This window comes from Nonomuraea sp. 3N208, assembly GCF_052245935.1.
In the GTDB taxonomy this organism is placed as follows: domain Bacteria; phylum Actinomycetota; class Actinomycetes; order Streptosporangiales; family Streptosporangiaceae; genus Nonomuraea.
On sequence record NZ_JBQQBR010000009.1, the window covers coordinates 285,347 to 307,350 of the forward strand.

Annotated in this window: 21 protein-coding genes; 14 read left to right on the forward strand and 7 right to left on the reverse strand. The window is 70.0% G+C overall.

Annotation, left to right across the window (positions count from 1 at the left end; genetic code table 11):
* Positions 1 to 150 precede the first annotated feature (150 nt).
* Entirely contained in the window at positions 151 to 1,287 is a 1,137-nt protein-coding gene (locus tag ACTWPT_RS16570; RefSeq protein ID WP_443178257.1) for an Mrp/NBP35 family ATP-binding protein, read from the forward strand.
* Positions 1,288 to 1,417: 130 nt separating this feature from the next.
* Positions 1,418 to 2,350, forward strand: a complete 933-nt coding sequence (locus tag ACTWPT_RS16575) for an HpcH/HpaI aldolase/citrate lyase family protein (protein ID WP_443178258.1) — start codon at positions 1,418 to 1,420, stop codon at positions 2,348 to 2,350.
* On the opposite strand, the gene ACTWPT_RS16580 is transcribed toward ACTWPT_RS16575, so the two are convergent.
* On the reverse strand, positions 2,340 to 2,885 hold the full coding sequence (locus ACTWPT_RS16580; RefSeq protein WP_443178259.1) for a DUF6529 family protein: 546 nt from the start codon (positions 2,883 to 2,885) through the stop codon (positions 2,340 to 2,342). The genes ACTWPT_RS16575 and ACTWPT_RS16580 overlap by 11 nt on opposite strands.
* Positions 2,882 to 3,577: a hypothetical protein gene (locus tag ACTWPT_RS16585; RefSeq protein WP_443178260.1), complete on the reverse strand. Its 696-nt coding sequence runs from the start codon at positions 3,575 to 3,577 to the stop codon at positions 2,882 to 2,884. The genes ACTWPT_RS16580 and ACTWPT_RS16585 overlap by 4 nt, the downstream gene beginning before the upstream one ends.
* Before the next feature lie 149 nt (positions 3,578 to 3,726).
* Between ACTWPT_RS16585 and ACTWPT_RS16590 the strand changes: the two genes are divergently transcribed.
* Entirely contained in the window at positions 3,727 to 4,701 is a 975-nt protein-coding gene (locus ACTWPT_RS16590; protein WP_443178261.1) for a lysostaphin resistance A-like protein, read from the forward strand.
* 407 nt (positions 4,702 to 5,108) lie between these two features.
* Positions 5,109 to 8,018 (forward strand): hypothetical protein, encoded by a 2,910-nt coding sequence (locus tag ACTWPT_RS16595; RefSeq protein WP_443178262.1) that lies wholly within the window; start codon positions 5,109 to 5,111, stop codon positions 8,016 to 8,018.
* On the opposite strand, the gene ACTWPT_RS16600 is transcribed toward ACTWPT_RS16595, so the two are convergent.
* A complete protein-coding gene (locus ACTWPT_RS16600) occupies positions 8,002 to 8,409 on the reverse strand; it encodes an NUDIX hydrolase (protein ID WP_443178263.1) in 408 nt (135 codons plus the stop codon). The genes ACTWPT_RS16595 and ACTWPT_RS16600 overlap by 17 nt on opposite strands.
* Before the next feature lie 74 nt (positions 8,410 to 8,483).
* Here ACTWPT_RS16600 and ACTWPT_RS16605 point away from each other — a divergent pair, with 74 nt between their 5' ends.
* The 4 genes from ACTWPT_RS16605 to ACTWPT_RS16620 all read left to right on the forward strand — a co-directional run bounded on the left by ACTWPT_RS16605 (position 8,484) and on the right by ACTWPT_RS16620 (position 12,455).
* Positions 8,484 to 9,113: a DUF6758 family protein gene (locus ACTWPT_RS16605; RefSeq protein ID WP_443178264.1), complete on the forward strand. Its 630-nt coding sequence runs from the start codon at positions 8,484 to 8,486 to the stop codon at positions 9,111 to 9,113.
* Positions 9,114 to 9,153: 40 nt separating this feature from the next.
* Positions 9,154 to 9,870 carry an MBL fold metallo-hydrolase gene (locus ACTWPT_RS16610; protein WP_443178265.1) on the forward strand — a complete coding sequence of 239 codons (717 nt, stop codon included), beginning with the start codon at positions 9,154 to 9,156 and terminating at the stop codon, positions 9,868 to 9,870.
* 213 nt (positions 9,871 to 10,083) lie between these two features.
* The gene (locus ACTWPT_RS16615) at positions 10,084 to 11,130 is read left to right on the forward strand and encodes a RecB family exonuclease (RefSeq protein WP_443178266.1); all 1,047 of its coding nucleotides are present in this window, start codon (positions 10,084 to 10,086) and stop codon (positions 11,128 to 11,130) included.
* Positions 11,131 to 11,270: 140 nt separating this feature from the next.
* On the forward strand, positions 11,271 to 12,455 hold the full coding sequence (locus tag ACTWPT_RS16620; protein WP_443178267.1) for an MFS transporter: 1,185 nt from the start codon (positions 11,271 to 11,273) through the stop codon (positions 12,453 to 12,455).
* Here ACTWPT_RS16620 and ACTWPT_RS16625 read toward each other — a convergent pair.
* The 3 genes from ACTWPT_RS16625 to ku form a co-directional block, all read right to left on the reverse strand.
* Positions 12,406 to 13,317 carry an oxygenase MpaB family protein gene (locus tag ACTWPT_RS16625; RefSeq protein WP_443178268.1) on the reverse strand — a complete coding sequence of 304 codons (912 nt, stop codon included), beginning with the start codon at positions 13,315 to 13,317 and terminating at the stop codon, positions 12,406 to 12,408. The two genes, ACTWPT_RS16620 and ACTWPT_RS16625, sit on opposite strands and share 50 nt — an antisense overlap.
* A 13-nt stretch (positions 13,318 to 13,330) precedes the next feature.
* Positions 13,331 to 14,221 (reverse strand): alpha/beta fold hydrolase, encoded by an 891-nt coding sequence (locus tag ACTWPT_RS16630; protein ID WP_443178269.1) that lies wholly within the window; start codon positions 14,219 to 14,221, stop codon positions 13,331 to 13,333.
* Positions 14,222 to 14,514: 293 nt separating this feature from the next.
* Positions 14,515 to 15,381, reverse strand: coding sequence for a non-homologous end joining protein Ku (gene ku / locus ACTWPT_RS16635; RefSeq protein ID WP_443178270.1), 867 nt, complete (start codon positions 15,379 to 15,381; stop codon positions 14,515 to 14,517).
* 59 nt (positions 15,382 to 15,440) lie between these two features.
* Between ku and ligD (ACTWPT_RS16640) the strand changes: the two genes are divergently transcribed.
* The 5 genes from ligD (ACTWPT_RS16640) (at position 15,441) to ACTWPT_RS16660 (ending at position 18,578) form a co-directional block, all read left to right on the forward strand.
* A complete protein-coding gene (gene ligD / locus ACTWPT_RS16640; protein ID WP_443178271.1) occupies positions 15,441 to 16,343 on the forward strand; it encodes a non-homologous end-joining DNA ligase in 903 nt (300 codons plus the stop codon).
* A 4-nt stretch (positions 16,344 to 16,347) separates the two neighbouring features.
* Entirely contained in the window at positions 16,348 to 17,226 is an 879-nt protein-coding gene (ligD, locus tag ACTWPT_RS16645) for a non-homologous end-joining DNA ligase (RefSeq protein ID WP_443178272.1), read from the forward strand.
* A 44-nt stretch (positions 17,227 to 17,270) separates the two neighbouring features.
* Complete coding sequence (locus tag ACTWPT_RS16650; RefSeq protein ID WP_443178273.1) at positions 17,271 to 17,477, forward strand: hypothetical protein; 207 nt, start codon at positions 17,271 to 17,273, stop codon at positions 17,475 to 17,477.
* Between the two features lie 161 nt (positions 17,478 to 17,638).
* A complete protein-coding gene (locus ACTWPT_RS16655) occupies positions 17,639 to 18,259 on the forward strand; it encodes a TetR/AcrR family transcriptional regulator (protein ID WP_164903935.1) in 621 nt (206 codons plus the stop codon).
* Positions 18,260 to 18,347: 88 nt separating this feature from the next.
* Positions 18,348 to 18,578 (forward strand): DUF3107 domain-containing protein, encoded by a 231-nt coding sequence (locus tag ACTWPT_RS16660; protein ID WP_443178274.1) that lies wholly within the window; start codon positions 18,348 to 18,350, stop codon positions 18,576 to 18,578.
* Positions 18,579 to 18,868: 290 nt separating this feature from the next.
* Here the strand turns inward: ACTWPT_RS16660 and ACTWPT_RS16665 are convergent, their stop codons facing one another.
* Positions 18,869 to 19,510 (reverse strand): ferritin-like fold-containing protein, encoded by a 642-nt coding sequence (locus ACTWPT_RS16665; protein WP_443178275.1) that lies wholly within the window; start codon positions 19,508 to 19,510, stop codon positions 18,869 to 18,871.
* Positions 19,511 to 19,870: 360 nt separating this feature from the next.
* Here ACTWPT_RS16665 and ACTWPT_RS16670 point away from each other — a divergent pair, with 360 nt between their 5' ends.
* Positions 19,871 to 21,922, forward strand: coding sequence for a DEAD/DEAH box helicase (locus tag ACTWPT_RS16670; protein ID WP_443178276.1), 2,052 nt, complete (start codon positions 19,871 to 19,873; stop codon positions 21,920 to 21,922).
* Positions 21,923 to 22,004 lie beyond the last annotated feature (82 nt).

A 22,004-nucleotide genomic window follows, 5' to 3' on the forward strand; every position in this document is an offset into this window, starting at 1 on the left:
GTTGCACAGACATCTAACAGCACGGATTAATCCAGCGCAGCCTCCGGTTCATACCATTGAGGGGCATCCTCGCTGGCGTCCAGCGCCTGTCACCCATATATCGACATAGCCGACTAAGGAGGTACGGCACTCCTTCGTGCCGAGACTTCGATGGCACCAACCCAGGAACTGGTGACGGCGGCCCTGTCCACCGTCATCGACCCCGAGATCCGTCGCCCGATCACGGACCTCGAGATGGTCAAGAGCATCGAGATCGCTCCCGATGGGGCGGTGCGTGTGGGCGTCTACCTCACCGTGTCCGGATGTCCGATGAAAGACACCATCCGGCGCGACGTGACGAACGCCGTCTCCAAGGTCGAAGGCGTGACCGGCGTCCAGATCGAGCTCGACGTCATGAGCACCGAGCAGCGCAAGAAGCTGCAGACCATGCTGAGGGGCAACCGCGGGCCTGAGAAGGAGATCCCGTTCAACCAGCCGGGCTCGCTGACCCGCGTGTTCGCGGTGGCCAGCGGCAAGGGCGGTGTCGGCAAGTCGTCGGTGACGGTCAACCTGGCCGCCGCCATGGCCGCGAGCGGCCTCAAGGTCGGCATCGTCGACGCCGACATCTACGGCCACAGCGTTCCTCGCATGCTGGGCGCCGCCGAGAAGCCCACCAAGGTCGAGGACATGATCATGCCGCCGGTGGCGCATGACATCAAGGTCATCTCGGTCGGCATGTTCAAGCCCGAGGGCAACACGCCGGTGGTCTGGCGCGGGCCGATGCTGGACCGGGCGCTCCACCAGTTCCTCGCCGACGTCTACTGGGGCGACCTCGACGTCCTCCTGCTCGACCTGCCCCCGGGCACCGGCGACATCGCCATCTCCGTGGCCCAGCGGCTGCCGTCGGCCGAGATCCTGGTCGTGACGACACCGCAGATGGCCGCCGCCGAGGTGGCCGAGCGGGCCGGATCCATCGCGGCCCAGACCCACCAGCAGATCGCCGGCGTCATCGAGAACATGGCGTGGCTGCCCTGCCCGCACTGCGACGAGCGCGTCACTGTGTTCGGCGAGGGCGGCGGCCAGATCGTGGCCGACGCGCTGACCCGCACGCTGGGGGCCAGGGTGCCGCTGCTCGGCCAGGTGCCGATCGACCTGCGGCTGCGCGAGGGCAGCGACGAGGGCAAGCCGCTGGTCCTGACGGACCCCGACTCGCCGGCGGCGGCCGAGCTGCTCAAGATCGCTTCCGGGCTGAGCAAGCGTTCCTCCAGCCTGAAGGGACTCCAACTGGGCCTGGCTCCCCGCGGCTGAGCCACCTGGTGGCGGGTTCCTCCCCGTGGCGGAACCACTTGTTCCCGTCCCCACACCCGTGCGGGCACGGCACCATGTCTGGACGGCCCTCGCGCCGTGGCGACGACCTCGGGACAGTAGCGTGTGGCGCATGCGCTCACGTCGTTCGGTTCTCGCGGTGCCCGGCAGCAACCCGCGTTTCCTGGAGAAGGCCCAGACCCTCCCCGTCGACGAGGTCTTCCTCGACCTGGAGGACTCCGTCGCGCCGGCCGCCAAGGAAGAGGCACGGGCGAACGTCGTGGCGGCGCTGCGCGAGGGCGACTGGACCGGCAAGACGAGGGTGGTCAGGGTCAACGACCTCACGACGCAGTGGACGTATCGGGACGTGATCGAGACCGTCGAGGGCGCCGGGGAGTTCCTCGACTGCGTGATGCTGCCCAAGGTGCAGGACCCCACTGAGGTCATCTGGCTGGACACGCTGCTCACCCAGATCGAGAAGGCCATGGGGTACGCCGTCGGCCGCATCGGCATCGAGGCGCAGATCGAGAACGCCCGCGGCCTGGTGAACGCCGACGCCATCGCCGGGTCGTCCCGGCGCCTGGAGACGCTGGTGTTCGGCCCCGCGGACTTCATGGCCTCGATCAACATGCGCACGCTCGTCGTCGGCGAGCAGCCGCCCGGCTACGACGAGGGCGACGCCTACCACTACATCCTCATGCGCCTGCTCATGGCGGCCAGGACGCACGATCTGCAGGTGATCGACGGGCCCTACCTGCAGATCAAGGACGTCGACGGCTTCAGGCGGGTGGCCAGGAGGTCGGCGGCGCTCGGGTACGACGGCAAGTGGGTGCTGCATCCCTCCCAGGTGGACGTGGCCAACGAGGTGTTCTCGCCGGCGCAGGAGGACTATGACCACGCCGAGCTCATCCTGGAGGCGTACGACTACTACACCACCGTCGAGAAGCGCGGCGCGGTCATGCTGGGCGACGAGATGATCGACGAGGCCTCGCGCAAGATGGCGCTCGTCGTGGCCGCCAAGGGGCGGGCGGCCGGGCTGGTCCGCACCAAGAGCTTCACACCTTGAAACCGATCGCGGTGAAGAACCAGAACGACGACGTCAGCCAGAGCCCCACCAGCGCGGTGAACGCCAGCCCCCCGAGCACCGGCAGCGTCCAGCCCGGCGTGTCCCGCTTGGGCAGGGCCAGCAGCTTCGCGGTGAACACGCCGTAGAAGAAGCAGCCGAGCACCGAGTGTGCGAGCACGCGGGGCACGTCGTACTGCAGGCCCAGGGCGTAGAGGCAGTGGAAGGCGACGGGGATCGTCAGCAGGAACGCCAACCGTCCCGACCAGCGGTGTACGGCGGGCGGGATGGTGATCCCGAGCTTGCCCCACATCGACAGGGCCGAGACGACCTGCACGATCGCCAGCACGAACGCGCCCGTCGTCAGCCACACCTTCATGGGCAGCGCGGCGGAGAACCCGGCCACGCCGACCGCGAACCCGGTAGGCGTGTGCACCCGGCCGTAAACGCCGAGCGCGAGCACGACCAGGCCCCCGAGAAGCAGCGGCACCAGTAACGGGGTCAGGCTCCGCGAGGGGCGCTGGTGAATGGCGGTCATTGCATCTCCTCGATGAAGCTGTCGACGTCCTTCGGGTAGATCGTGGTGTCACCGACCGTCAGCGGCGCGGTCGGCTGCTCGCCGTTCAGCTCGGGGACCGGCACCGGGCTTCCGCCCTCGGAGGCGGCGCCGACCGTGGTGTAGCCGCCGTTCGGGTTCTTCACCCTGATCCAGCCGGCCTTGAACTGGGCGCCCCGGACGATCGCGCTGGCCCGGTACAGGCCCGACGGCTTCTCCACCGTGGGCGCGACGAAGCTCCACTTCTTGCCGCCGACGGAGACCCAGCCCTTGGCCCGGCCGCCGCCCAGCTCGGCCGTGACCTTCCCGGCGGCGAGGCCTTTGAGGCTCACCTCGTCGGCGGACTGGCTGCCCTTGAACCAGGACTCGGTTCTGCCGTCGCAGAAGTAGCCGATGGCCTTGCCGTCCCTGATCGAGATCGCGATGAGTGCGCCGTTGCCCTTGACGCGTCCGGCGTAATCCGCTTTCTCGATCCGCTTCTCCTCGGACTCGGTCGGTGAGGGGGACGGCTGTGCGGTGTTCTCCTCCGCCGCGGACCCTTCCGCGGCGGGGTTGTCGTCTGCGGTGGCGGTCGTGGTGTCCGCCGCCGGTGTCGCGGTGATGCTGGCGACACCGAGCCCCGCGGCGAGCACAGCTCCCGCCGCGAGGGTGATGACAGGTCCCAGCCTTGACATGGACTGCTCCCAGGGTCGAAATGCCTGCAGCCGGCCGCGTCCGGCGGCCGACCGCAGGTGGCAGATGTCTGCCCCTATGGCTCAGAGCATCCGCCTAAAAGGGAGGCCCGTCTGTGAACTAATGCGCATCAGATGGACAGAATGGAGAGATGCAGGAGAATCCTGGGCCGCATCATCCATACGGCATGCAGTATCCGGCCCCGTCGCGGTCCTGGTTTCTGCCGGCACCCCGCGGGGCGCGGTACGACCACCTCGCCAGGAGCGGGGCCGCCAGGCCGTGGCGGGCCATCGTCGGCACGATCTCGATCGCCGCCATTTTCGTCGTTCTCGCGGCGGTGGTGTTGTCCGCCGGCGCGGTGGTGGCGACGCTGCTCGGCATCCCCGCACCGCTCGACGTCGAACGCGGGTTGTTCGGCGACCCGGTGTTCGGGCTGACCGTGACGTTGTTGTCGATTGCCGCCGTGCTCCCCTTCGTGTTCGGCACGGCGGCGTTCCTGCAGCGGCGCCGTCCGGGGACGCTCTCGTCGGTGGCCGGGCGGCTGCGCTGGCCCTGGCTCATGGTCTGCGTCGGGCTGGCGATTCTGGCGCTCGTGCTCGGGCAGATCGTGCAGATCCTCGCCCTGGCGCTGAGCGGCGAGGAGTACTCCGACATGTTCGGCTGGGTCGGGTGGGAGCGCTTCCTGCCGGCCCTCATCGTGATCGTGCTGCTGGTGCCGTTCCAGTCGGCCACCGAGGAGTACGTCTTCCGCGGCTGGTTCCTGCAGGCGGTCGGGGCGCACGTGCGCAATCCGGTCTGGGCCATCCTGATCGGGGCCGGGTTGTTCGCGTCGGTGCACGGCTATTCGTGGATGGGGCTGGCCGATGTGTTCGCCTTCGGCGCCGTCATGGGGTGGCTGGCGGTGCGGACCGGGGGGCTGGAGGCCGGGATCGCGCTGCACGTCATGAACAACATGCTGGCGTTCGGGATGAGCGCGGCCGCCGGGGCCCTCGAGGACGCCTTGATCCAGAGCAAGGTCGAGGTGCCGTGGCAGGCGATCGTGGGCGTGGTGGTGCAGCTTGGTGCGTACGCTTTTGGGGTTTTGTATCTGGCCAAAAAGCGGTCAATCAACACTATTTCTGGATAAATCGGGTTAGGGGTTCGGGGAATCTCGCTAGAGAGGTCTCGCAATTCCGGCGCATTCATGCTGCTCTGGATCCTGTGGGACGCCGAGGGTCTCCCGGAGGTGATCGTTTCGGTCCGGCGGAGTAAGAGTTGCCGCGTGTGATACTTCGTCGGGTGTGGACAACACGTTCGAAATAATGTGGAACGGTCCCCACGTAGCGACCGTTTTCGTCCGACTAGTTCGACTAGGAGGTACGGCGCGTGGCCTCCGGCCCCAGCGAACCGCCACGGCGACCGCCGGGTGACGACGACCCGCGTTCCGAGGGCACATCGGAACCGCACTCTTCCCCAGAGCCCAGGATCAGCCATTCCCCGCCCGGTCCCACCGACGATCGGGCCAGGGGCTTACCTCTGACCTCCCCATGGGGCATGCCGCCGTTCTCCGCGCCGGTGCCGGACGAGGAGGCGCAGGAGGTGCCCAAGGGGCGCATGCCGTACAGCTCGCCGACGGCGGAACCCGAGGCCGAGCCGCGCCGCCGTTCCCGGCGCATCGTCAACCGGCCGGACAAGCTTGTGGCAGGCGGCCCACTGAGTACACCGTCCGACGCCGAAAGCCCCACCGCCCCCGACCCCGCGACCCCCGAGGATGCGGGGCGGGAGTCCGCCACTGACCAGGCTGGGGCGCGTGAGGCCGCCGCGCACGAGCTCGTGGAGCGAGAGCGTGCCGCGCAGGGGCCGGAGGTGCTGCCCCGGCGGGACCCGCGCACGATTCCGTACCGCTCAGTGGTCCCTGCCGAAGAGCCCGCTGAGCGGCCTGCCGCGGCCGAGCAGCCCGCTGGGGAGCCTGCCGGGGTCGAGTGGCGCGCCGGGCAGGCTCCCGGCGTGGAGGAGCCTGCCGCGAGGGACGAGCCCGGGATGCGGCAGGAGGACGAGCCCGAGGTGCGCCGCGTCGGTCGGCCGCCGGCCGGGCGGCCGACGCGGCCCGACCTCCTGGTCGCCACCGGCCCTCCGCGCCCTCAAGGGTCGAGCGGCCGTCATCACCGAGGCCCGGCCCCCGCCGCCGTACGCAGATCCAGTCCGGTACGCCGGGGCAACCGCACCGCCCCGATCGTCCTGACCCTGGCCGCGGCGGTCCTCGTGGCCACCGGCGTGCTCGTGTGGCAGTGGACCGGCGAGGAGGCCCCTGGCCTGCGTCTGGAGGCGGGCACCGGCCGCTCGGGGGATGAGCTGTTCACCGTGCCCGCCTCGGGCGACGGCACCAATCAGAAGCTCAACGACATGACCTCGGTCGGCCGCGCGGTGGTGGCGGTCGGCAGCGACACGACCGGCCCGACCCCGCGCCCGCTGTTCCTGTTCTCCCCGGACGGTGGCAAGAACTGGCAGCTGGGCCAGGTGAGCGGTGTTTCCACCCCCACGGTCCAGCGGGTGGTCGGCGGGAACGGCCGTTGGCTGGCCAGCGGCGGCGACGGCCAGTCGGGCGAGCGCGGCCTGTGGACCAGCACCGACGGGTTCAGCTGGCAGGCCGTGGAGGCGTCGGGGCTGGCCGCGTTCCGGCCCGGCGACCAGATCCACGACATCGCCAGAACGGCGTCAGGGTTCGTCGCAGTGGGTCGCGCGACAGGGGACGACGGCGCGATCGGGCCGGCGGCCTGGCGTTCCGTTGACGGCCGTACGTGGGAGCGGGTCGAGACCACGGGGCTGGAGGCGAGGGAGTTCAAGGCTGTGGTCGCCAGGGGCGACACCGTCGTGGCGATCGGGCACCCCGCGGATGGCGAGGGTTCGCGGGTGGTCCGATCGGCCGACGGAGGGCGCACCTGGCAGGCCACCGGCTTCCAGCTGCCCGAGGCGGCCGATCCGCGGCCGGGGACGCTGGCGGTGCTGTCCAAGCGGTTCGTGCTGGTGCCGACGCGGCACCGTACGGTCACGGGAGACGTACGCGTCTACTGCTCACCCACTGGGGCGGAGTGGTCGCAGTGCGGCTCCATCGGCAGCCTGAGCGGCGCGAGCGTCGGCGTGGAGTCGCTGGTCTCCTACCCCGGCGGCGTCGCGGCGATCACGCAGGCCGGCCTCGGCCGGTACTCGGTGCTGACCACCGCGGACGGGCGCACCTGGGCCAAGCGGGCCGACCTCGGCAACCTGCCGGGCGCGACATTGCGTGGTTTCACGATCTCCGACGGCGGCACCCTGTTCGCCGGCGGCGACCAGGCGGTCACCGACGTCGACAACCAGGTGGTGCTCATGTCCGCACCGCCGCGCGGGCAGGCCTCGCGGGTGGCGCTCGGCGACGTCGAGGGCCTGACCCGCATCGCCCGCGAGACCACCGGCATCACCAGCTTCGCCGGCCGGTACGTGGCCGTCGGCTCGGCCTCGGGCGACGCCGGCCTGTGGACGGTCAAGAACTGGCAGAGCTGGAAGTCCATGAGCCTCGGCGGCCCCGGCAGGCAGCGGCTGGAGGACGTGGCGCACGGCGCCCGCGGCTGGCTGGCCGTCGGCGGCACGGAGACCAACGTGTCGCTCACCGATCCCCTGCTCGTCACCTCGAACGACGGCGAGAGCTGGAAGAAGGCGGACGTCTCAGGCGATCTGGCCCGCCGCCCCGACCACCCGTACCTGGGGATCAATGTGGTGACCGCGGGGAAGAAGGGCTACGTGCTGGCCGGGGAGGACCGCGACCAGGCGGGCGCCGCGAGCGCGGCCATATGGTTCACCTCCGACCTGCGCAAGTACACCAGGTCGAAGAAACTGCCGCAGGGCGGCTCCGGCGTACGCATCCACGACGCGGTGGCCACGGGGGACGGGTTCGTGGCGGTCGGCGGCTCGGGAACGGTGGACGAGGAGCGCAGCGTCGTCTGGCACTCCGAGGACGGAGTCAATTGGAGCTCGCGCACCCGCGCCGCCCCACCGGACGCCACGTCGGCCGGGCTCCGCCAGATCACCGCCTATCAGGACAAGCTGGTGGCCATCGGCACCGCGCTGACGGGCGGCTCGCGGCGGGCCTTCGCCGCCGTCTCCGACGACGAGGGCTCGTCCTGGCAGACGGCCTGGCTGCCCGCGGACCAAGCGGCCGCGGTGCACGATCTGGCCGCGACGGACGAGGGTCTCGTGGCGGTCGGCTGGCACGGCGTGCCGGGCGAGGGCGACAGCGCGGCCTGGACGTCGCAGGACGGCCTGTCGTGGAACCGCATGGCGCTGGCCAAGGACCGGCTGGCGGGCCAGGGGATGCAGTGGCTGACGGCGGTGGCGGTGTCGGGGACGGAGGTCGTGGCGCTCGGGCGGTCGACGACGTACAACGCCGACCACCTCATCCTGTGGAACTCCAGTCTCACCTCGAGCCGGTAGCGGGCAGCACGCCCCAGTCGGCCAGCGCCTCGAGCAGGCCCGCGGAGAGCGGCAGGCGGGCCAGCTCGTCCGCCGTGCACCAGCGCACCTCGGCGGCGTCGTCCCCGGCCGCGGGCACGCCGCCGGCCACGGTCGCCAGGTAGTCGCGGATCACGTATGTGACGCCGCCGGGACCGGGGCGGTCCACCGTGCCGGCCAGGCGGCCGACCTCGACGTGCAGGCCCGTCTCCTCCAGGACCTCGCGGCGCACACCGGCGGCGTCGCTCTCGTCGGGCTCCAGGCGGCCGCCGGGGATCGACCACAGACCCATGCCCGGCGGGTTTCCCCGCTTGATCAGGAGAATGCGGCCGGCGTCGTCCACGATGATCGCGCCAACACAATTTACGCGCACATGGCCAAGATTACGACGGGATAACGAGATGCGCCCTTGACGGGGCCGCACTAAAGAAAGCACCGTGGGTAGTTGTGAGAGCGGCTCCAACCTGCCCACGGTGTTTTGGCCCGCTTCACGGGCCGAGCGCCTGGTCCAGTGCGTATCGATGTGACGCCCACGGTGATGTCCTGCCCTATCAGCCTCCGTGGCCGCCGACCAGCACGGCGCTCGAGGCGATGCGCAAGAGCTCCGTGGTGCCCGTGTGGCTGCCGTGGCCGTTGCCGGCCGGCTGGCTGGTGACAGGCTTCGCGGAAGTGGGTGATCAGCGTACTGGCGCCCGTGCCAGCGTGGTCGCGCTGACCGGGCCGTCGCTGATGGAGGGGCCGGCCGACATGCTCGTGGTCGCCGAGGAGCCCGGCATCGGGCTCGGCGCGGCCTTCGCCGGGCTGGGCGGTCCTGATCCCGGCGAGGGATTCGACGCCGGCCCGCCGAACGCCAAGATCGAGGTGCTCGGGCATCCCACCCCGCTGTGGTTCGTGGACAACGGTCAGAGCGACCGTGCCGTCTACGCGGGCGAGGCGCTGGGCAACTGGCTGTGGACGATCTGCTGGCCGGCCGATGCCGGCTGCATGATCGCGCTCGCCGAACTCTCGCTGATCGACGCCCGGGACCACGATCTTGACGTACCCTTTGGCGCGTTCTCCCCGAGACTGGAGGATTAGCGAGTCGCGTTGTCAGGCAGACCGACTAGAGTTCGGAGGCGTGACAGCGCGTATCGAGCGAGTGGTGACCGAGGGTGTCGTCGACATCGACGACACCGAGCACAAGGTCGAGAACAACACGTGGATCGTGGGCGACGACGACGAGGTGATCGTCATCGATCCGGCCCGCGACGCCGAAAAGATCATGGAGCAGGTGGGCGAGCGCGAAGTGCTGGCCGTCATCTGCACAGCGGGCCTGCCCGACCACGTCGGGGCCGCCATCGAGGTGGCCAGCCGGGACGAGGCCGTGGTAGCCCTGCACCCCAAGGACAAGCCCCTGTGGCGGGAAACCTGGTCGGAGACCTGGCCCGACATCGACATGGAGGACGACGGCATCTTCGAGGTGGCCGACGTCCAGCTCGACGTCATGGAGACGCCGGGCGTCACCTCCGGTGGTGTGTCGCTCTACTGCGAGGGGCTCGGGGCCGTGTTCACCGGCAAGGCCCTGCAGGCCGACGGCCCGGGCAAGCTGGGCGGCGAATACCCTGCCCTGGCCGACCAGCTGACCTCGATCGGAGGGCGGCTGTTCACGCTGCCCCACGGCACGCGGGTGCTGGCCGTCCACGGCGACGAGGTCACGATCGGCGACCTCGAGCCGCACTTCGACGACTGGGTCTCGGGTTCGCTGACCCGCACCGACACCGGCGTCGACGACGAGGACCCGCTGCCCGACGGCACCAAGGCCTCCGGGATCAAGCTCAACCCGAGCGACGACTAAGGCGAGGGAGTGCCGTCGCCTGGAGGAGCGGCGGGAGCGCAGCGACCAGAGCGGGGGCCGCGAGTGAGTGCCGTCGCCTGGAGGAGCGGCGGGAGCGTAGCGACCAGAGCGGGGGAAGGTGGCGGCATATGGCGACCGAGCCGCCGAACGGAGTGAGGCAATGAACAGGCGGCGGCATATGGCGACCGAGCCCGCCTCACGGAGTGAGGCCAAATGAACGCAGTGCAGCTTCCGCTGGAGGGCATGCCGCGGCGGCTCTACTCGTGCACGCCGTCGCGGCTGAACGCCTGGCTGGACTGCCGCCGCCGCTACAGGTTCACGTATCTGGACCGGCCGGCACCGTCAAAGGGGCCTGCCTGGGCGCACAACAGCGTCGGGGCCAGCGTGCACAACGCGCTGGCGGGCTGGTGGCGGGAGCCGTACGAGCGTAGGACGCCGCTGACGGCGGCCATCCTGGTCACGAACGGGTGGATCACCGAGGGGTTCAGGGATGCCGAGCAGTCGGGGCGGTGGCTGGAGCGCGCCCGCGACCTCGTGTCCGGATATGTCGCGACATTGGATCCGTCCGATGACCCCGTCGGCGTCGAACGCACAGTCGCCACCCGCACCAAGGTCATCGCCGTGTCCGGCCGCATCGACCGGCTCGACCGGCGCGGTGACGAGCTCGTCGTGGTCGACTACAAGACCGGACGCCGGCCGCTCACCCAGGACGACGCGCGGTCGTCGCTCGCCCTGGCCGTGTACGCCGTCGCGGCGTCCACGATGATGCGCACGCCCTGCCGGACCGTCGAGCTGCACCACCTGCCGACCGGCGAGATCGTCGAGTGGCGGCACACCGAGGAGTCCCTCGCCCGGCACCTGGGGCGGGCGGAGGATCTTGCCACGGAGGCCGCCGCGGCCGACGAGCGCTACCGGGAAGTGGTCGCCGCGCCACCGTCCGGCGGCCGCCCTTCCGGCGCGGCGCCGGCGCGGTCCAGGACCGCCCCGGGCGGGGACGGGGCGGCAGGCGGCCGGTCCGGGACCACGACGCGCGGGGCTGCGGCGGAAGGCGGCCGGTCCTGGGCAGCCGCGGGCGGCGAGTGGCCGTCGGCCCCCGTCGAGCGGCAGTCCGTCGGACCAGCGGCGGTGCCCGCCGAGATCGACGAGCTCTTCGCTCCCAACCCGGGCCCGATCTGCTCGTGGTGCGACTTCCGCCGTCATTGCGCCGAGGGCCAGGCGGCCGCTCCCGAGCGTCGCCCTTGGGATGCGCTGGCGGAGTAGCCGCCCGCAGCCCTCCGTGGGGGCGGGGGAGTGACGCACCGCACCCAGCCCTCCGTGGGGCGGGAGCCACGCACCGCATCAGGCGCGGCGAACGTTAAGTGACGCCGTTTGCTCACTGAAACAGTGGTTATGGAACTTCTGTGACACGCGTGGAGCGCTTACCGGCGGCGGTGGCCCTGGGCGCGTTGTTCAATCCGCTCAACTCCTCCATGATCGCCGTCGCGCTGGCCGACATCGAGGCCGAGTTCCACGTCGGGGTCGCCGCAGTGACGTGGCTGGCCGCCGGGTTCTATCTGACCGGCATCCTCGTGCCGCCCGTGATGGGCACGCTGGCGGACCGGCTCGGCCCGCGGCTGGTGTTCTGCGCCGGGCTGGTGACGATGGCGGTGACCGGCGTCCTGGCCGCGCTCGCGCCGACGTATCCGGTGCTGCTGGTGGTGCGGCTGCTGCAGGCGTTCGGCAGTTGCGCCACGATGCCGGCGGGGATGGCGATCGTGCAGGCGGCGATGGCCGGCGAGGACGGGCGGCCCCCGCCACGCGTGATCGCGACGATCTCCATGGTGCTGACCGCGAGCGCCGCCGCCGGACCCGTGCTCAGTGGCTTCCTGATCTCCTTATGGGGATGGCGGGCGATTTTCCTGGTGAACCTCCCGCTCGCGGCCGTCGCGCTGGTCGTGGCGCTGCGCTGGCTGCCCAAGGTACGCGTGGACGGCCCGCGCCGGGCCATGCTGCCCCGCCCGAACCCGCGGCTGCTGGCGACCTGCGGCGAGTTCGCGCTGGTCAACGTGGTGTTCTACGCGGCGTTCTTCGCGGTGCCGCTGTGGGCGCAGCGCTCGGCCGGCGTGCCCGCGCACATCGCGGGGCTGCTGGTGCTCCCCATGGCCGCGCTGGCGATCGTCATGACGCCCGTGGCGGTGGTCCTGGCCGCCCGCGCGGGCATGCGTGCCGTGCTGGTGCTGAGCGCGGCCCTGCTGCTCGGCGGCTCCTGCGCCATACCGGCCGTGGGCCCGGTCGGCCTGGTCCTGGTGGCCGCGTCGCTGCTCGGCGTGGCCTCGGCCTTCAGCCAGTTCGGGCTCAACTCGCTGGTGTTCGTGCACGCCGGCCCGCGCGAGACGGGGGTGGCGGTGGGTTTGTTCCAGGCCTCCAGGTACGTCGGCGCGGCGACCGCGTCGTCCCTGCTCGGCGTGCTGTTCGAGCAGGCGGGCATGGCGGGCACCGGGTGGACGATGATCGCCGTGTCGGCGGTCGTGCTGGTGGGCGGCGTGCTCCTGCCCGTCAGGCAGCCAGCGCCTTCGGCCAGCGGCGGGGATCGGTCAACCCCTTGAGCCCTTTGCTGACGTCGTACCCGGCCGCGCCCAGCCGCTCCCGCGCGGCCTGCAACATCTCCCGCGTGGCCGGCATGAACGCGTGGTCGTGCACGTGCTCCGGCAACGCGTTCATGCCCAACCGAAATGCCTTCAGCCCGGCCGTGACCGTGGCCCTGGGCACCTCGGGCAGCGCGCCGTAGATCCGCCTGGCCCAGTCCGGCAGCGTGTAGTAACACAGCGCGCCGAAGGGAAAGTATGCGGGCTTGCCGGCCGACAGCAGCCTGAGCTCGTGCGGCAACCGCGGCCACAGCAGGAACCGCACGGTCGCGGCCGCCTCCTCCGTCACGCGCAGGCCGGGACGCACCTGCTTGAAGTACGCCTCCATCTCCGCGCACGTGCCCGGCACGTCCTCGGGATGGAGGCCGACGTACGCGGCGCTCTTACGCTGCTCGGCCAGGTAGGCGTCGGCCTGGCGCTCGGTCAGTCCGAGCCCGCCCCGCCTGGCCACCTCCAGGTACGACGACACCTCCGCGCAGTGCACCCACACCAGCAGCTGGGGGTCGTCCACCCGGTGCGTGCGCCCCGTGTCGGGATCGTGGATGCGCAGCGCCTTGTGGATGCCGCGCACCCGCCGCCCGATCTCGTCGGCCTGCTCAGGACTGCCGAATGTCACCCGCCCCACGAAATCCGCGGTGCGCCGCAGCCGGCCGAACGGGTCCTCCTGGAAGTTGGAGTTCTGCCAGACGCCGCGCATCGCCAGCGGGTGCAGCGCCTGGAGCATGAGGCCGCGTACCCCGCCCACCCACATCGAGCGGTCGAGATGCACCTGCCAGGTCGCGCTCTGTGGCGGCTGGACAACGATTTCCTGAATGCTCGCCATAGTAAGTGCATAATTACATGACATTGGACCTTGTGTCCAAGAAGTGCTTTTCGGCGGCGTTCCAGAACCTGACCAGGGCCGCGGCAGTGGTCTCCGGCGCCTCGACGGCGGGGGAGTGCACCGCGCCGGGCACGACCACGCACTCGGCCCCGAGCCTGGCGGCCATCTCCGACTGGGTCTCGGGGGTCCAGCCGTCGTCGTGCTCGCCGTACAACACCAGCGTGGGCACCTCGACCTGGCGCAGCTCGTCGGTGCGGTCCCCCATGGTCAGCACCTGCTCGGCCATGCACACCAAACCGGTCGGCGAGTTGCTCATCAGGCGCCGGTGCAGGAATGCCAGGATCTCGTCTGACACGTCGGCGGCCAGCGCCTCCGGCTCGAACCTGTTATGCCACACGTGCTCGGCCCCCAGCACGGGCAGATCTTCCACGATCTTCCTACCGTTGACCGCCCGCCGGCCCTCGATGGCCGAGGGGCCGGAGCTCATCAGCGTGTACGAGGCGAACCTGGTCCGCCCGTCGATCACCGCCTCGCGGGTCACCAGCCCGCCGAACGAGTGCCCCACCACGTGCACGGGGTCGCCGCCGCCGATCACCTGGGCGAGCATGTCGACGTCCGCGCCGAGCGCGGCGCAGGTGTAGGCCTCGGGGTCGTCGGGGCCCGGGGTCTCGTACTGGCCGCGGAGATCCACGGCCACCACCCGGCGGCCCGAATGGGCGAGGGTCATCAGGACCGCGATGAAGTCCTCCTTGCTGCCGGTCAGGCCGGGCACGAGGAGCGCGGGCCAGCGCTCGATCACACCACTGACCGGAAGCGCCTCCAGGGCCGCGAACGTGCCCTGTGGCGTTTCGATCTTCTGTGGTGTGACGCCAGGAGGTAGTTCGAGGAATCGCGGCGTACTCACGTGGGGCAACAATACCCAGAGGTCAGCGCATCGACACCGGCATGGACATTACGCTGGTGGGACTTCGGGGGAGATGTGATGAATCCCGACCTCGAGATCCGGCCTGACGGCTCGTGGGAAACGCGAATCGGGCGCGTGGGAGCGCCGTGCGCGGCTCGAGGTGCCCGTGGAGGGCTCTGAGCGGGCGTCTGGGATGCCGGCGCGCCTCGACGGGGCATCGGTGGTGTGGCGCGCCGTGGCGCCGCGTGAGGAGCGCGTACGGCTGCTCCGCTCGCCTTGCGGGACGCGCCCGGTCAGGCGGACTTGCGGGCCTTGCGCTTGGCCGGGGGCTTCTCTTCTTCCTTGGCCTTGTCCTTCTTCGGCTGCTTGGCCGGGGCGGCGCCTTCGCGTTCCCGCTTCGCCGCCTCCACGCTCGCCCGCAACGCCGCCATCAGGTCCACGGCCGGGCCTGCCTCCTCCTCGACGGGCGGGGTGATGACCTCCTTGCCCGCCACCTTGGCCTCGATCACCGACTGCAGGGCCTCGCGGTAGGAGTCGCGGTATTCGCTCGGGTCGAAGTCCGCCTCCATCGTGGTGATGAGGGACTCGGCCATCTTCAGCTCCTGGGCGCGTACCTCGATGTCCTCCTCGAGGAACTCGAAGTCGGGCCTGCGGATCTCGTCCGGCCAGAGCATGGTCTCCAGCACGAAGACGCCGTCCCTGACCCGCAGGGTGGCCAGCGACTCCCGCTGGCGCAGGGCCACCTTGACCACCGCCACCTGGCCCGAGGTCTCCAGCGCGTCACGCAGCAGGACGTACGACTTCGCCCCCTGCGCGTCGGGCTCCAGATAGTACGACTTGGCGAAATAAATGGGGTCGATCTGCTCGGCGGGCGTGAACTGCAGGACGTCGATCCTGCGGGAGGTGCTCAGCGGCAGGTCCTCGAAGTCCTCGTCGGTCAGCACGACCATCTCGCCCGAGGACAGTTCGTAGCCCTTGGCGATGTCGGCGTAGGGGATCTCCTCGCCGTCGATGGTGCACACGCGCTTGTAGCGGATGCGGCCGCCGTCCTCGCGATGCACCTGGTGGAAGGACACGTCCTTCTGCTCGGTCGCGGAGTAGAGCTTGACGGGGATCGTGACCAGGCCAAAGGAGATCGCACCCTTCCAGATGCTGCGCATGGTCACTCCTCCGCTCTCAACGGCTCGGCAATGGGCACATACCCGGCATGGGGCAACCAATGCCATACCCGATCGAACCAATGCTGGCCGTACCCGGGGAACTACCCTCAGATCCCGAACGGTACGCCTTCGAGGTGAAGTGGGACGGCATCCGCGCCATCATCCACCTTGATGGCGGGATGAGGGTGACGGGGCGGCACGGGGTGGAGTACACGCGGCGGTATCCGGAAATTTCGGGGTTCGGGCTCAAAAACGCGATCATCGACGGCGAGGTCGTGGCGCTCGACCAGCGCGGGCGGCCCAGCTTCGTCCGGCTGCAGCACCGCATGCACCTGACCGACCCCGAGCCGGGCATGCTGGAGCTGTACCCGGTCACGTACATGCCGTTCGACCTGCTCTACCTCGACGGGATCCCGCTCTTCGACCTGCCGTACCGGGATCGGCGGGCACTGCTCGACGAACTGGACATCGGCGCGCCGCCCTCCTTCCCCGGCGACTCCGACCTGCTCTCCGCCACCTACGAGCAGGGCCTGGAGGGCGTGGTCGCCAAGCGGCTCGACTCGCCCTACCGGCCGGGCACGCGCTCGCCGTGGTGGATCAAGGTGAAGAACCTCAGCACCAGGGAGGTCGTGATCGGCGGCTGGAAGCCGGGCAAGGGGCGCCGGGCCGGCGGGATCGGGTCGCTGATCATGGGAGTGTTCACGAGCGAGGGTCTGATGTACGTCGGCCACGTCGGCACCGGGTTCACCGACGCCGTGCTCGACGACCTCTACCAGGTGCTGCGGCCGCTGGAGATCCCGAGGAGCCCGTTCATCAACGAGGTCCCGTGGCGGAATCGCTGGGTTAGGCCGGATCTGGTCGGGGAGGTGGCCTACACGATGTGGACCGACGATCAGCGGCTGCGGCACCCCGTGTGGCGAGGGCTTCGCCTTGACAAGATCCCCGCGGACGTGTGGAGGTGACGCCATGGCCAAGAAGGTTCCCGTCAAGGTCGAAGGGCGCGAGCTGACCCTGAGCAACCTGGACAAGGTGCTCTACCCGGACTACGGCTTCACCAAGGCCGAGGTCATCGACTACTACAGCCGCATCGCCCCCGTGCTCCTCCCTCACCTCGAAGGCCGCCCCCTGACCGTCAAGCGCTACCCGAACGGCGTCACCGGCCAGTTCTTCTTCGAGAAGAACGCGCCCGGGCACACCCCTGACTGGGTCAGGCGGGTCACCCTGCCCGTCCCCGGCAGCACCAAGAACCGCGAGACGATCAACTTCGCCGTCGTCGAGGACCTGCCCACGCTCGTCTACTACGCGAACCTCGCCGCGCTGGAGCTCCACGTACCCCAGTGGCGCGTCGACGACGACGGCGAGGCGCTGCCGCCCGACCTGCTCGTGTTCGACCTGGACCCGGGGCCGCCGGCGACGATCGTCGAGTGCTGCGAGGTGGCGCTCATGCTGCGTGAGGTGCTCAAGGCCGAAGGGCTCGCCACCCGGCCGAAGACCAGCGGCCGCAAGGGCATGCAGTTGTACGCGGACTGGGACTGTCGCGAGGAGCCCTCCGCGTACGCCAAGAGGCTGGCCCAGGTCCTCGCCAAGGAGCACCCGCAGCAGGTCGTCAGCGTGATGACCAAGAAGGCCAGGCCGGGCAAGGTGTTCATCGACTGGAGCCAGAACAACCCGGCCAAGACCACCGTGGCCGCGTACTCGCTGCGCGCGGGGGAGCGGCCGACCGTTTCCACGCCGCTGACCTGGAAGGAGGTCGAGGACTGCGAACGTCCGGAGGACCTGGTCTTCACGGCGCCGGACGTACTCGCCAGAGTCGGGAAACGTGGCGACCTTTTCGGCCGGGCGTAGGCTGGTGCCGTCCGCACCGAAAGGGGGACCAGAAGATGTCGGAGATGGACATTCGCGGAGACGAAGGCCCGTACGACGAGGAAGAGACGGAGTTCTCGATCGAGACGCCCGAGGCCGACGCGGCCGAGCAGCAGCGGGAGATGCGCCAGGACGTCGGCAACCTACGCGAGGAGCTTCCCATCGACGTCGACCCCGGCGACGCGGCCGAGCAGGACCGCGTGGTCGACCTCGACGACGACGAATATCGCTGACCGATCCGATTCCTGTGATGGGACGGACTCCGCCGGCGGACTGTCGCCGCCGACTGCTATCCGTGTGGTTGACGTACGTCTAATGGCCGTCATCAAGGTGCGGACATCATCGCGCACGTAGGATGGCCGCACGACCCGCTGAGAGACCAATGGAGACCCGCGTGACCGCAACCCCGGACGCCAAGCCCCGGGGCACCCGGCTGCCCCGACTCGCCCGCCGCCGGCAGCTGCTGAGCGCCGCGCAGGAAGTGTTCGTGGAAAACGGCTATCACGCGGCCGCCATGGACGAGATCGCCGACCGGGCCGGGGTCAGCAAACCCGTGCTCTACCAGCATTTCCCCGGCAAGCTGGAGCTCTACCTGGCGCTGCTCGACCTGCACGTGGACGACATGGTCAACCGTGTCAGGGAGGCGCTGGCCTCCACCCACGAAAACAAGCTACGCGTGCAGGCCACCTTCCAGGCGTTCTTCGACTTCGTCTCCTCCCAGGGCGAGGCCTTCCGGCTGGTCTTCGAGTCGGACCTACGCAACGTGGCACCGGTGCGGCAGCGGGTGGAGCGGTCGCTGCAGGAGTGCGCGGAGATGGTGAGCGCTCTCATCCAGGAGGACACCGGCTGCACCAGCGACGAGGCGCACCTGCTCGGCGTGGGCCTGGTGGGCATGGCCGAGGTGAGCGCCCGCTACTGGGTGACCACGCACGGCTCGATCCCGAAGGACGCGGCCGAGCAGCTCCTGGCCCGGCTCGCCTGGCGCGGCATCAGCGGTTTTCCGCGTACGGCATAACCCGTTCGCTGGGCGCGATCATTTGCGTTTCTCGGGGTGTGAGCGGCCACGATGGAGGTGAGCCAGCCCCGTCGACTAGGGAGCCACGATGGAAATCAAGATCGGCGTACGTTCCGTACACCGCGAACTCATTGTCGAGACCGACCTCTCCGCCGAGCAGGTCGAGGAGGAGATCAGGAACGCGCTGTCGGTCGATCGCGGGATCTTCGCCATCACCGACGTGAAGGGCAGGCGCGTCGTCATACCGGTGTCCGCGCTCGGGTTCGTCGAGATCGGCGAGGATGAGTCCAGGCCGGTCGGCTTCGGCGGCACGCTCTAAGGGCTCGGGACGGGGGGTACGGGGCGCATGGGCATGCGCAGCGCCCCGTACCGCTCAGCCCGGTGAATGTCGCCCGAGCACGCATCCGCGAGGGGAGTGGCGACGGCGCGGCGGATGGTCCCGGCTCGCATCGATGGCCGGACAGTCCGAGCTGCCCCTTCGCAGGACGGCGCGTGAGGTCCAGCGGTTCGGCCCACATCTTGTCAAGGAACTGCCGTAGCGGCGCGAGGCCCTCATGCCAGGCACGGTACAACCGTTTCGCGCACTCGCGCCGCCCAATGGTGAGACGATCAGAGGCCCATGGCGGCCATACGCTTGGCGTGTTCCTCCGTCAGTTTCGCGAAAAGCCGGGAAATGTCGGCCTGGCCACCGCCGGCCTCCACCAGCAGCAGCGCCAGCTCCGGCCGTGCCGCCGCCACTTGCTGGGCCTGGCTCAGCGCCTCGCCCACGAGCCGTCGCGCCCACAGCGCCAGCCGCGCCGCCGCCGTCGGATCGGCCTCGATCCCGGCCCTGACCCGTTCCACCGCGAACTGCGACCGGCCCTCGTCCACCAGCACCTCGTCCACCAGGTCGGCGATCGAAGGATCGAGGTGCCTGGACGCCTCACGGTAGAAGTCGTGCGCGATGCCGTCCCCCACGTACGTCTTGACCAGCGCCTGCAGCCAGTTGGCCGGACTTGTCTGGGCGTGCCAGGCGTCCAGCGCCGCCACGTACGGCGACATCGCCTCGGCTGGATCGGCGCCCAACTCGGCCAGGCGGTCCCGTAGCAGGCGGAAATGGGCGTACTCGGTGACGGCCAGCTCGCTCAAGGCCACCCGGTCGGCCAGCGAGGGCGCCAGCGTGGTGGCGTCCTCGGTCATCCTGGCGTAGGCGCTGAGCTCCGCGTACGCCAGGACGCCGAGCAGGTCGACGACTCCTGGAGACTCCTTCATGCTTGGCAGCGTACTTCGCGAAGCTCGGGTCAATCTTCGGGAACATACGCGAGCTCGGCCAACGTTGTGCTATCGAGTACACTGCTCTGTGAAAGTGCGACCGCACTGTGTAAATTCGGAGGTTTTCCCCCGAATACCTCCACTTCTCGGAGGCCGCGGTCGCTGATGACATGAGAGGGCTGGCTCTTCCGCGAGGACCCACGACACCGGGCTTTTTCCGCCCGTCGGTCCCGGCAGGCCCGCCTTCATTGGAGACTGAGGCAGGCCACGCTGACGACTTTCCGAGACCTCGGAGTCACACCCGAAATCGCCGATGCCCTCGAGACCGAGGGCATCGTCACACCGTTCCCCATCCAGGAAATGGCGCTCCCGCTCGCGCTGAGCGGCCAGGACCTGATCGGCCAGGCCCGCACGGGCACCGGCAAGACCTACGCGTTCGGCATCGCGATGCTGCAGAGCATCGGCAAGCCCCGCAAAAACCGCAAGAAGCCCCGCGGGCTGGTCGTCGTACCGACCCGTGAGCTGGCCGTGCAGGTCAGCGAGGACCTGGTCACCGCCGCGGGCAAGCTCGGCTCCCGAGTCCTGACCGTGTACGGCGGCCGGGCGTACGAGCCGCAGGTCGAGGCGCTCAAGAGCGGCGTCGACGTCATCGTCGGCACCCCGGGTCGCCTGCTCGACCTGGTCAAGCAGAAGCACCTCGACCTGAGCCAGGTCAACTCGCTCGTGCTCGACGAGGCCGACCGCATGCTCGACCTGGGCTTCCTGCCCGACATCGAGCGCATATTCAAACTGATCCCCGCAGAGCGGCAGACGATGTTGTTCTCGGCGACGATGCCGGGCGAGATCGTCGCGCTGTCGCGCAAATACCTCAACCGTCCGACGCACGTACGCGCCGAGCACGAGAGCGAGGGCGAGGCCACGCCGCTGACGCGCCAGATCGTGTGGCGCGCGCACCGCATGGACAAGATCGAGATCGTCGCGCGGCTGCTGCAGGCCGAGGGCCGCGGGCTCACCATGGTCTTCTGCGAGACCAAGCGGGCCTGCGACATGGTCGCCGAGCAGCTCGACACCCGTGGCTTCGCGGTCGCGGCCGTCCACGGCGACCTCGGCCAGGGCCAGCGCGAGCAGGCGCTGCGCGCGTTCCGCAACGGCAAGATCGACGTGCTCGTGGCCACCGACGTGGCGGCCCGCGGCATCGACATCGACGACGTCACCCACGTGGTCAACTACGACTGCCCCACGGACGACAAGGCGTACGTGCACCGCATCGGCCGCACCGGCCGGGCCGGGCGCAAGGGCATCTCGGTCACCTTCGTGGAGTGGGAGGAGCTGACCCGCTGGAAGATGATCAACCAGATGCTCGGGCTCGACTTCGCCGAGCCCGAGGAGACCTACTCCACCTCGCCCCACGTCTACACCGAACTCAACATTCCTCAGGGCACCAAGGGCGTCCTGCCGCACGCGAGCCGCTCGCGTGTCGGCCTGTCCGCGGAGCGCATCGAGGACCTCGGCGAGACCGGCAGGATCCGTGGGCGTGGCGGCCGCCGCCGCGACGAGCGCGAGGAACGTCCTGCCCGCACGCCGCGCCAGCGCCGCCGCACCCGCAGCGGCAGGGAGCTGGCGGAGACCGCACCCGATCTGGTGGAGACCGCACCCGATCTGATGGAGACCGCACCCGTCGAGACCTCGGAGGTCGAGCTCGTGGATGCCAAGGCGGAGGAGACTCCCGCGATCTTCTCAACGGATGAGATCAAGGCCGCGGCCACCGAGCCGAGGCGCACGCGCACGCGGAGGGGGGCGGCTACGTCGGCGATCGAGCAGGCGCTCGCCGAGGCTCCTGAGGCGCCGGTCAAGGCCACGCGCTCGCGCAAGGCCGCAGACGACGACGCCGTCGCCGTCGCCGTGGAGGAAGCTCCGGCGAAGAGCACCCGCTCCCGCCGGACGACCGCCGAGGCGCCGGCCGAGGGCGTCCGCTCCCGCAAGATGACTACGGAGGAGGTGCCGGCCAAGGTGACCACGGAGGCGCTGGCGAAGGTGACTACTGAGGCGCCAGCCAGGGTGACCAGGGAGGCGCCGGCGAAGGTGACTACTGAGGCGCCAGCCAGGGTGACCACGGAGGCGCCGGCCGAGAGCACGCGCTCCCGCCGCGCCGCCGCCGAACCCGCGGCCGAGGTGCCCGCACCCTTCGTGGAGAAGCCTGAGAATGACCTGGGCTTCCTCGCCACGCCGCCGCCCCCGGCGCGGACGGAGCCGGAGCGGATCATCCCGCCCAGCCCGTTCTCGGTGATCTTCCAGTCGCCGGACCTGGCATCGGACGACGACGACATCGCCCCGTCCGCTGCCAGCGAGCGCAAGCAACAGCGCCGCCAGCCTCGCGGCAACAGCAACGGCAACCGCCGCCGCGCAGGCTGAGGCCCGTTAAAAGGCGCGCATCCCACCGGGGTGCGCGTCTTTGCGTTTTACGGAAAACGATGCGCATGATCGGGCCCGAGTT

Excerpts from the sequence above, each read along its gene's own strand:
- ligD (WP_443178271.1), top strand. The coding sequence starts at position 15,441 with ATGCCATACCCGATCGAACCAATGCTGGCCGTACCCGGGGAACTACCC.
- ligD (WP_443178272.1), top strand. The coding sequence starts at position 16,348 with ATGGCCAAGAAGGTTCCCGTCAAGGTCGAAGGGCGCGAGCTGACCCTG.
- ku (WP_443178270.1), bottom strand. The coding sequence starts at position 15,381 with ATGCGCAGCATCTGGAAGGGTGCGATCTCCTTTGGCCTGGTCACGATC.
- ACTWPT_RS16670 (WP_443178276.1), top strand. The coding sequence starts at position 19,871 with ATGGCGCTCCCGCTCGCGCTGAGCGGCCAGGACCTGATCGGCCAGGCC.
- ACTWPT_RS16575 (WP_443178258.1), top strand. The coding sequence starts at position 1,418 with ATGCGCTCACGTCGTTCGGTTCTCGCGGTGCCCGGCAGCAACCCGCGT.
- ACTWPT_RS16595 (WP_443178262.1), top strand. The coding sequence starts at position 5,109 with ATGCCGCCGTTCTCCGCGCCGGTGCCGGACGAGGAGGCGCAGGAGGTG.
- ACTWPT_RS16665 (WP_443178275.1), bottom strand. The coding sequence starts at position 19,510 with ATGAAGGAGTCTCCAGGAGTCGTCGACCTGCTCGGCGTCCTGGCGTAC.
- ACTWPT_RS16625 (WP_443178268.1), bottom strand. The coding sequence starts at position 13,317 with ATGGCGAGCATTCAGGAAATCGTTGTCCAGCCGCCACAGAGCGCGACC.
- ACTWPT_RS16580 (WP_443178259.1), bottom strand. The coding sequence starts at position 2,885 with ATGACCGCCATTCACCAGCGCCCCTCGCGGAGCCTGACCCCGTTACTG.
- ACTWPT_RS16660 (WP_443178274.1), top strand. The coding sequence starts at position 18,348 with ATGGAAATCAAGATCGGCGTACGTTCCGTACACCGCGAACTCATTGTC.
- ACTWPT_RS16650 (WP_443178273.1), top strand. The coding sequence starts at position 17,271 with ATGGACATTCGCGGAGACGAAGGCCCGTACGACGAGGAAGAGACGGAG.
- ACTWPT_RS16570 (WP_443178257.1), top strand. The coding sequence starts at position 151 with ATGGCACCAACCCAGGAACTGGTGACGGCGGCCCTGTCCACCGTCATC.
- ACTWPT_RS16585 (WP_443178260.1), bottom strand. The coding sequence starts at position 3,577 with ATGTCAAGGCTGGGACCTGTCATCACCCTCGCGGCGGGAGCTGTGCTC.
- ACTWPT_RS16590 (WP_443178261.1), top strand. The coding sequence starts at position 3,727 with ATGCAGGAGAATCCTGGGCCGCATCATCCATACGGCATGCAGTATCCG.
- ACTWPT_RS16615 (WP_443178266.1), top strand. The coding sequence starts at position 10,084 with ATGAACGCAGTGCAGCTTCCGCTGGAGGGCATGCCGCGGCGGCTCTAC.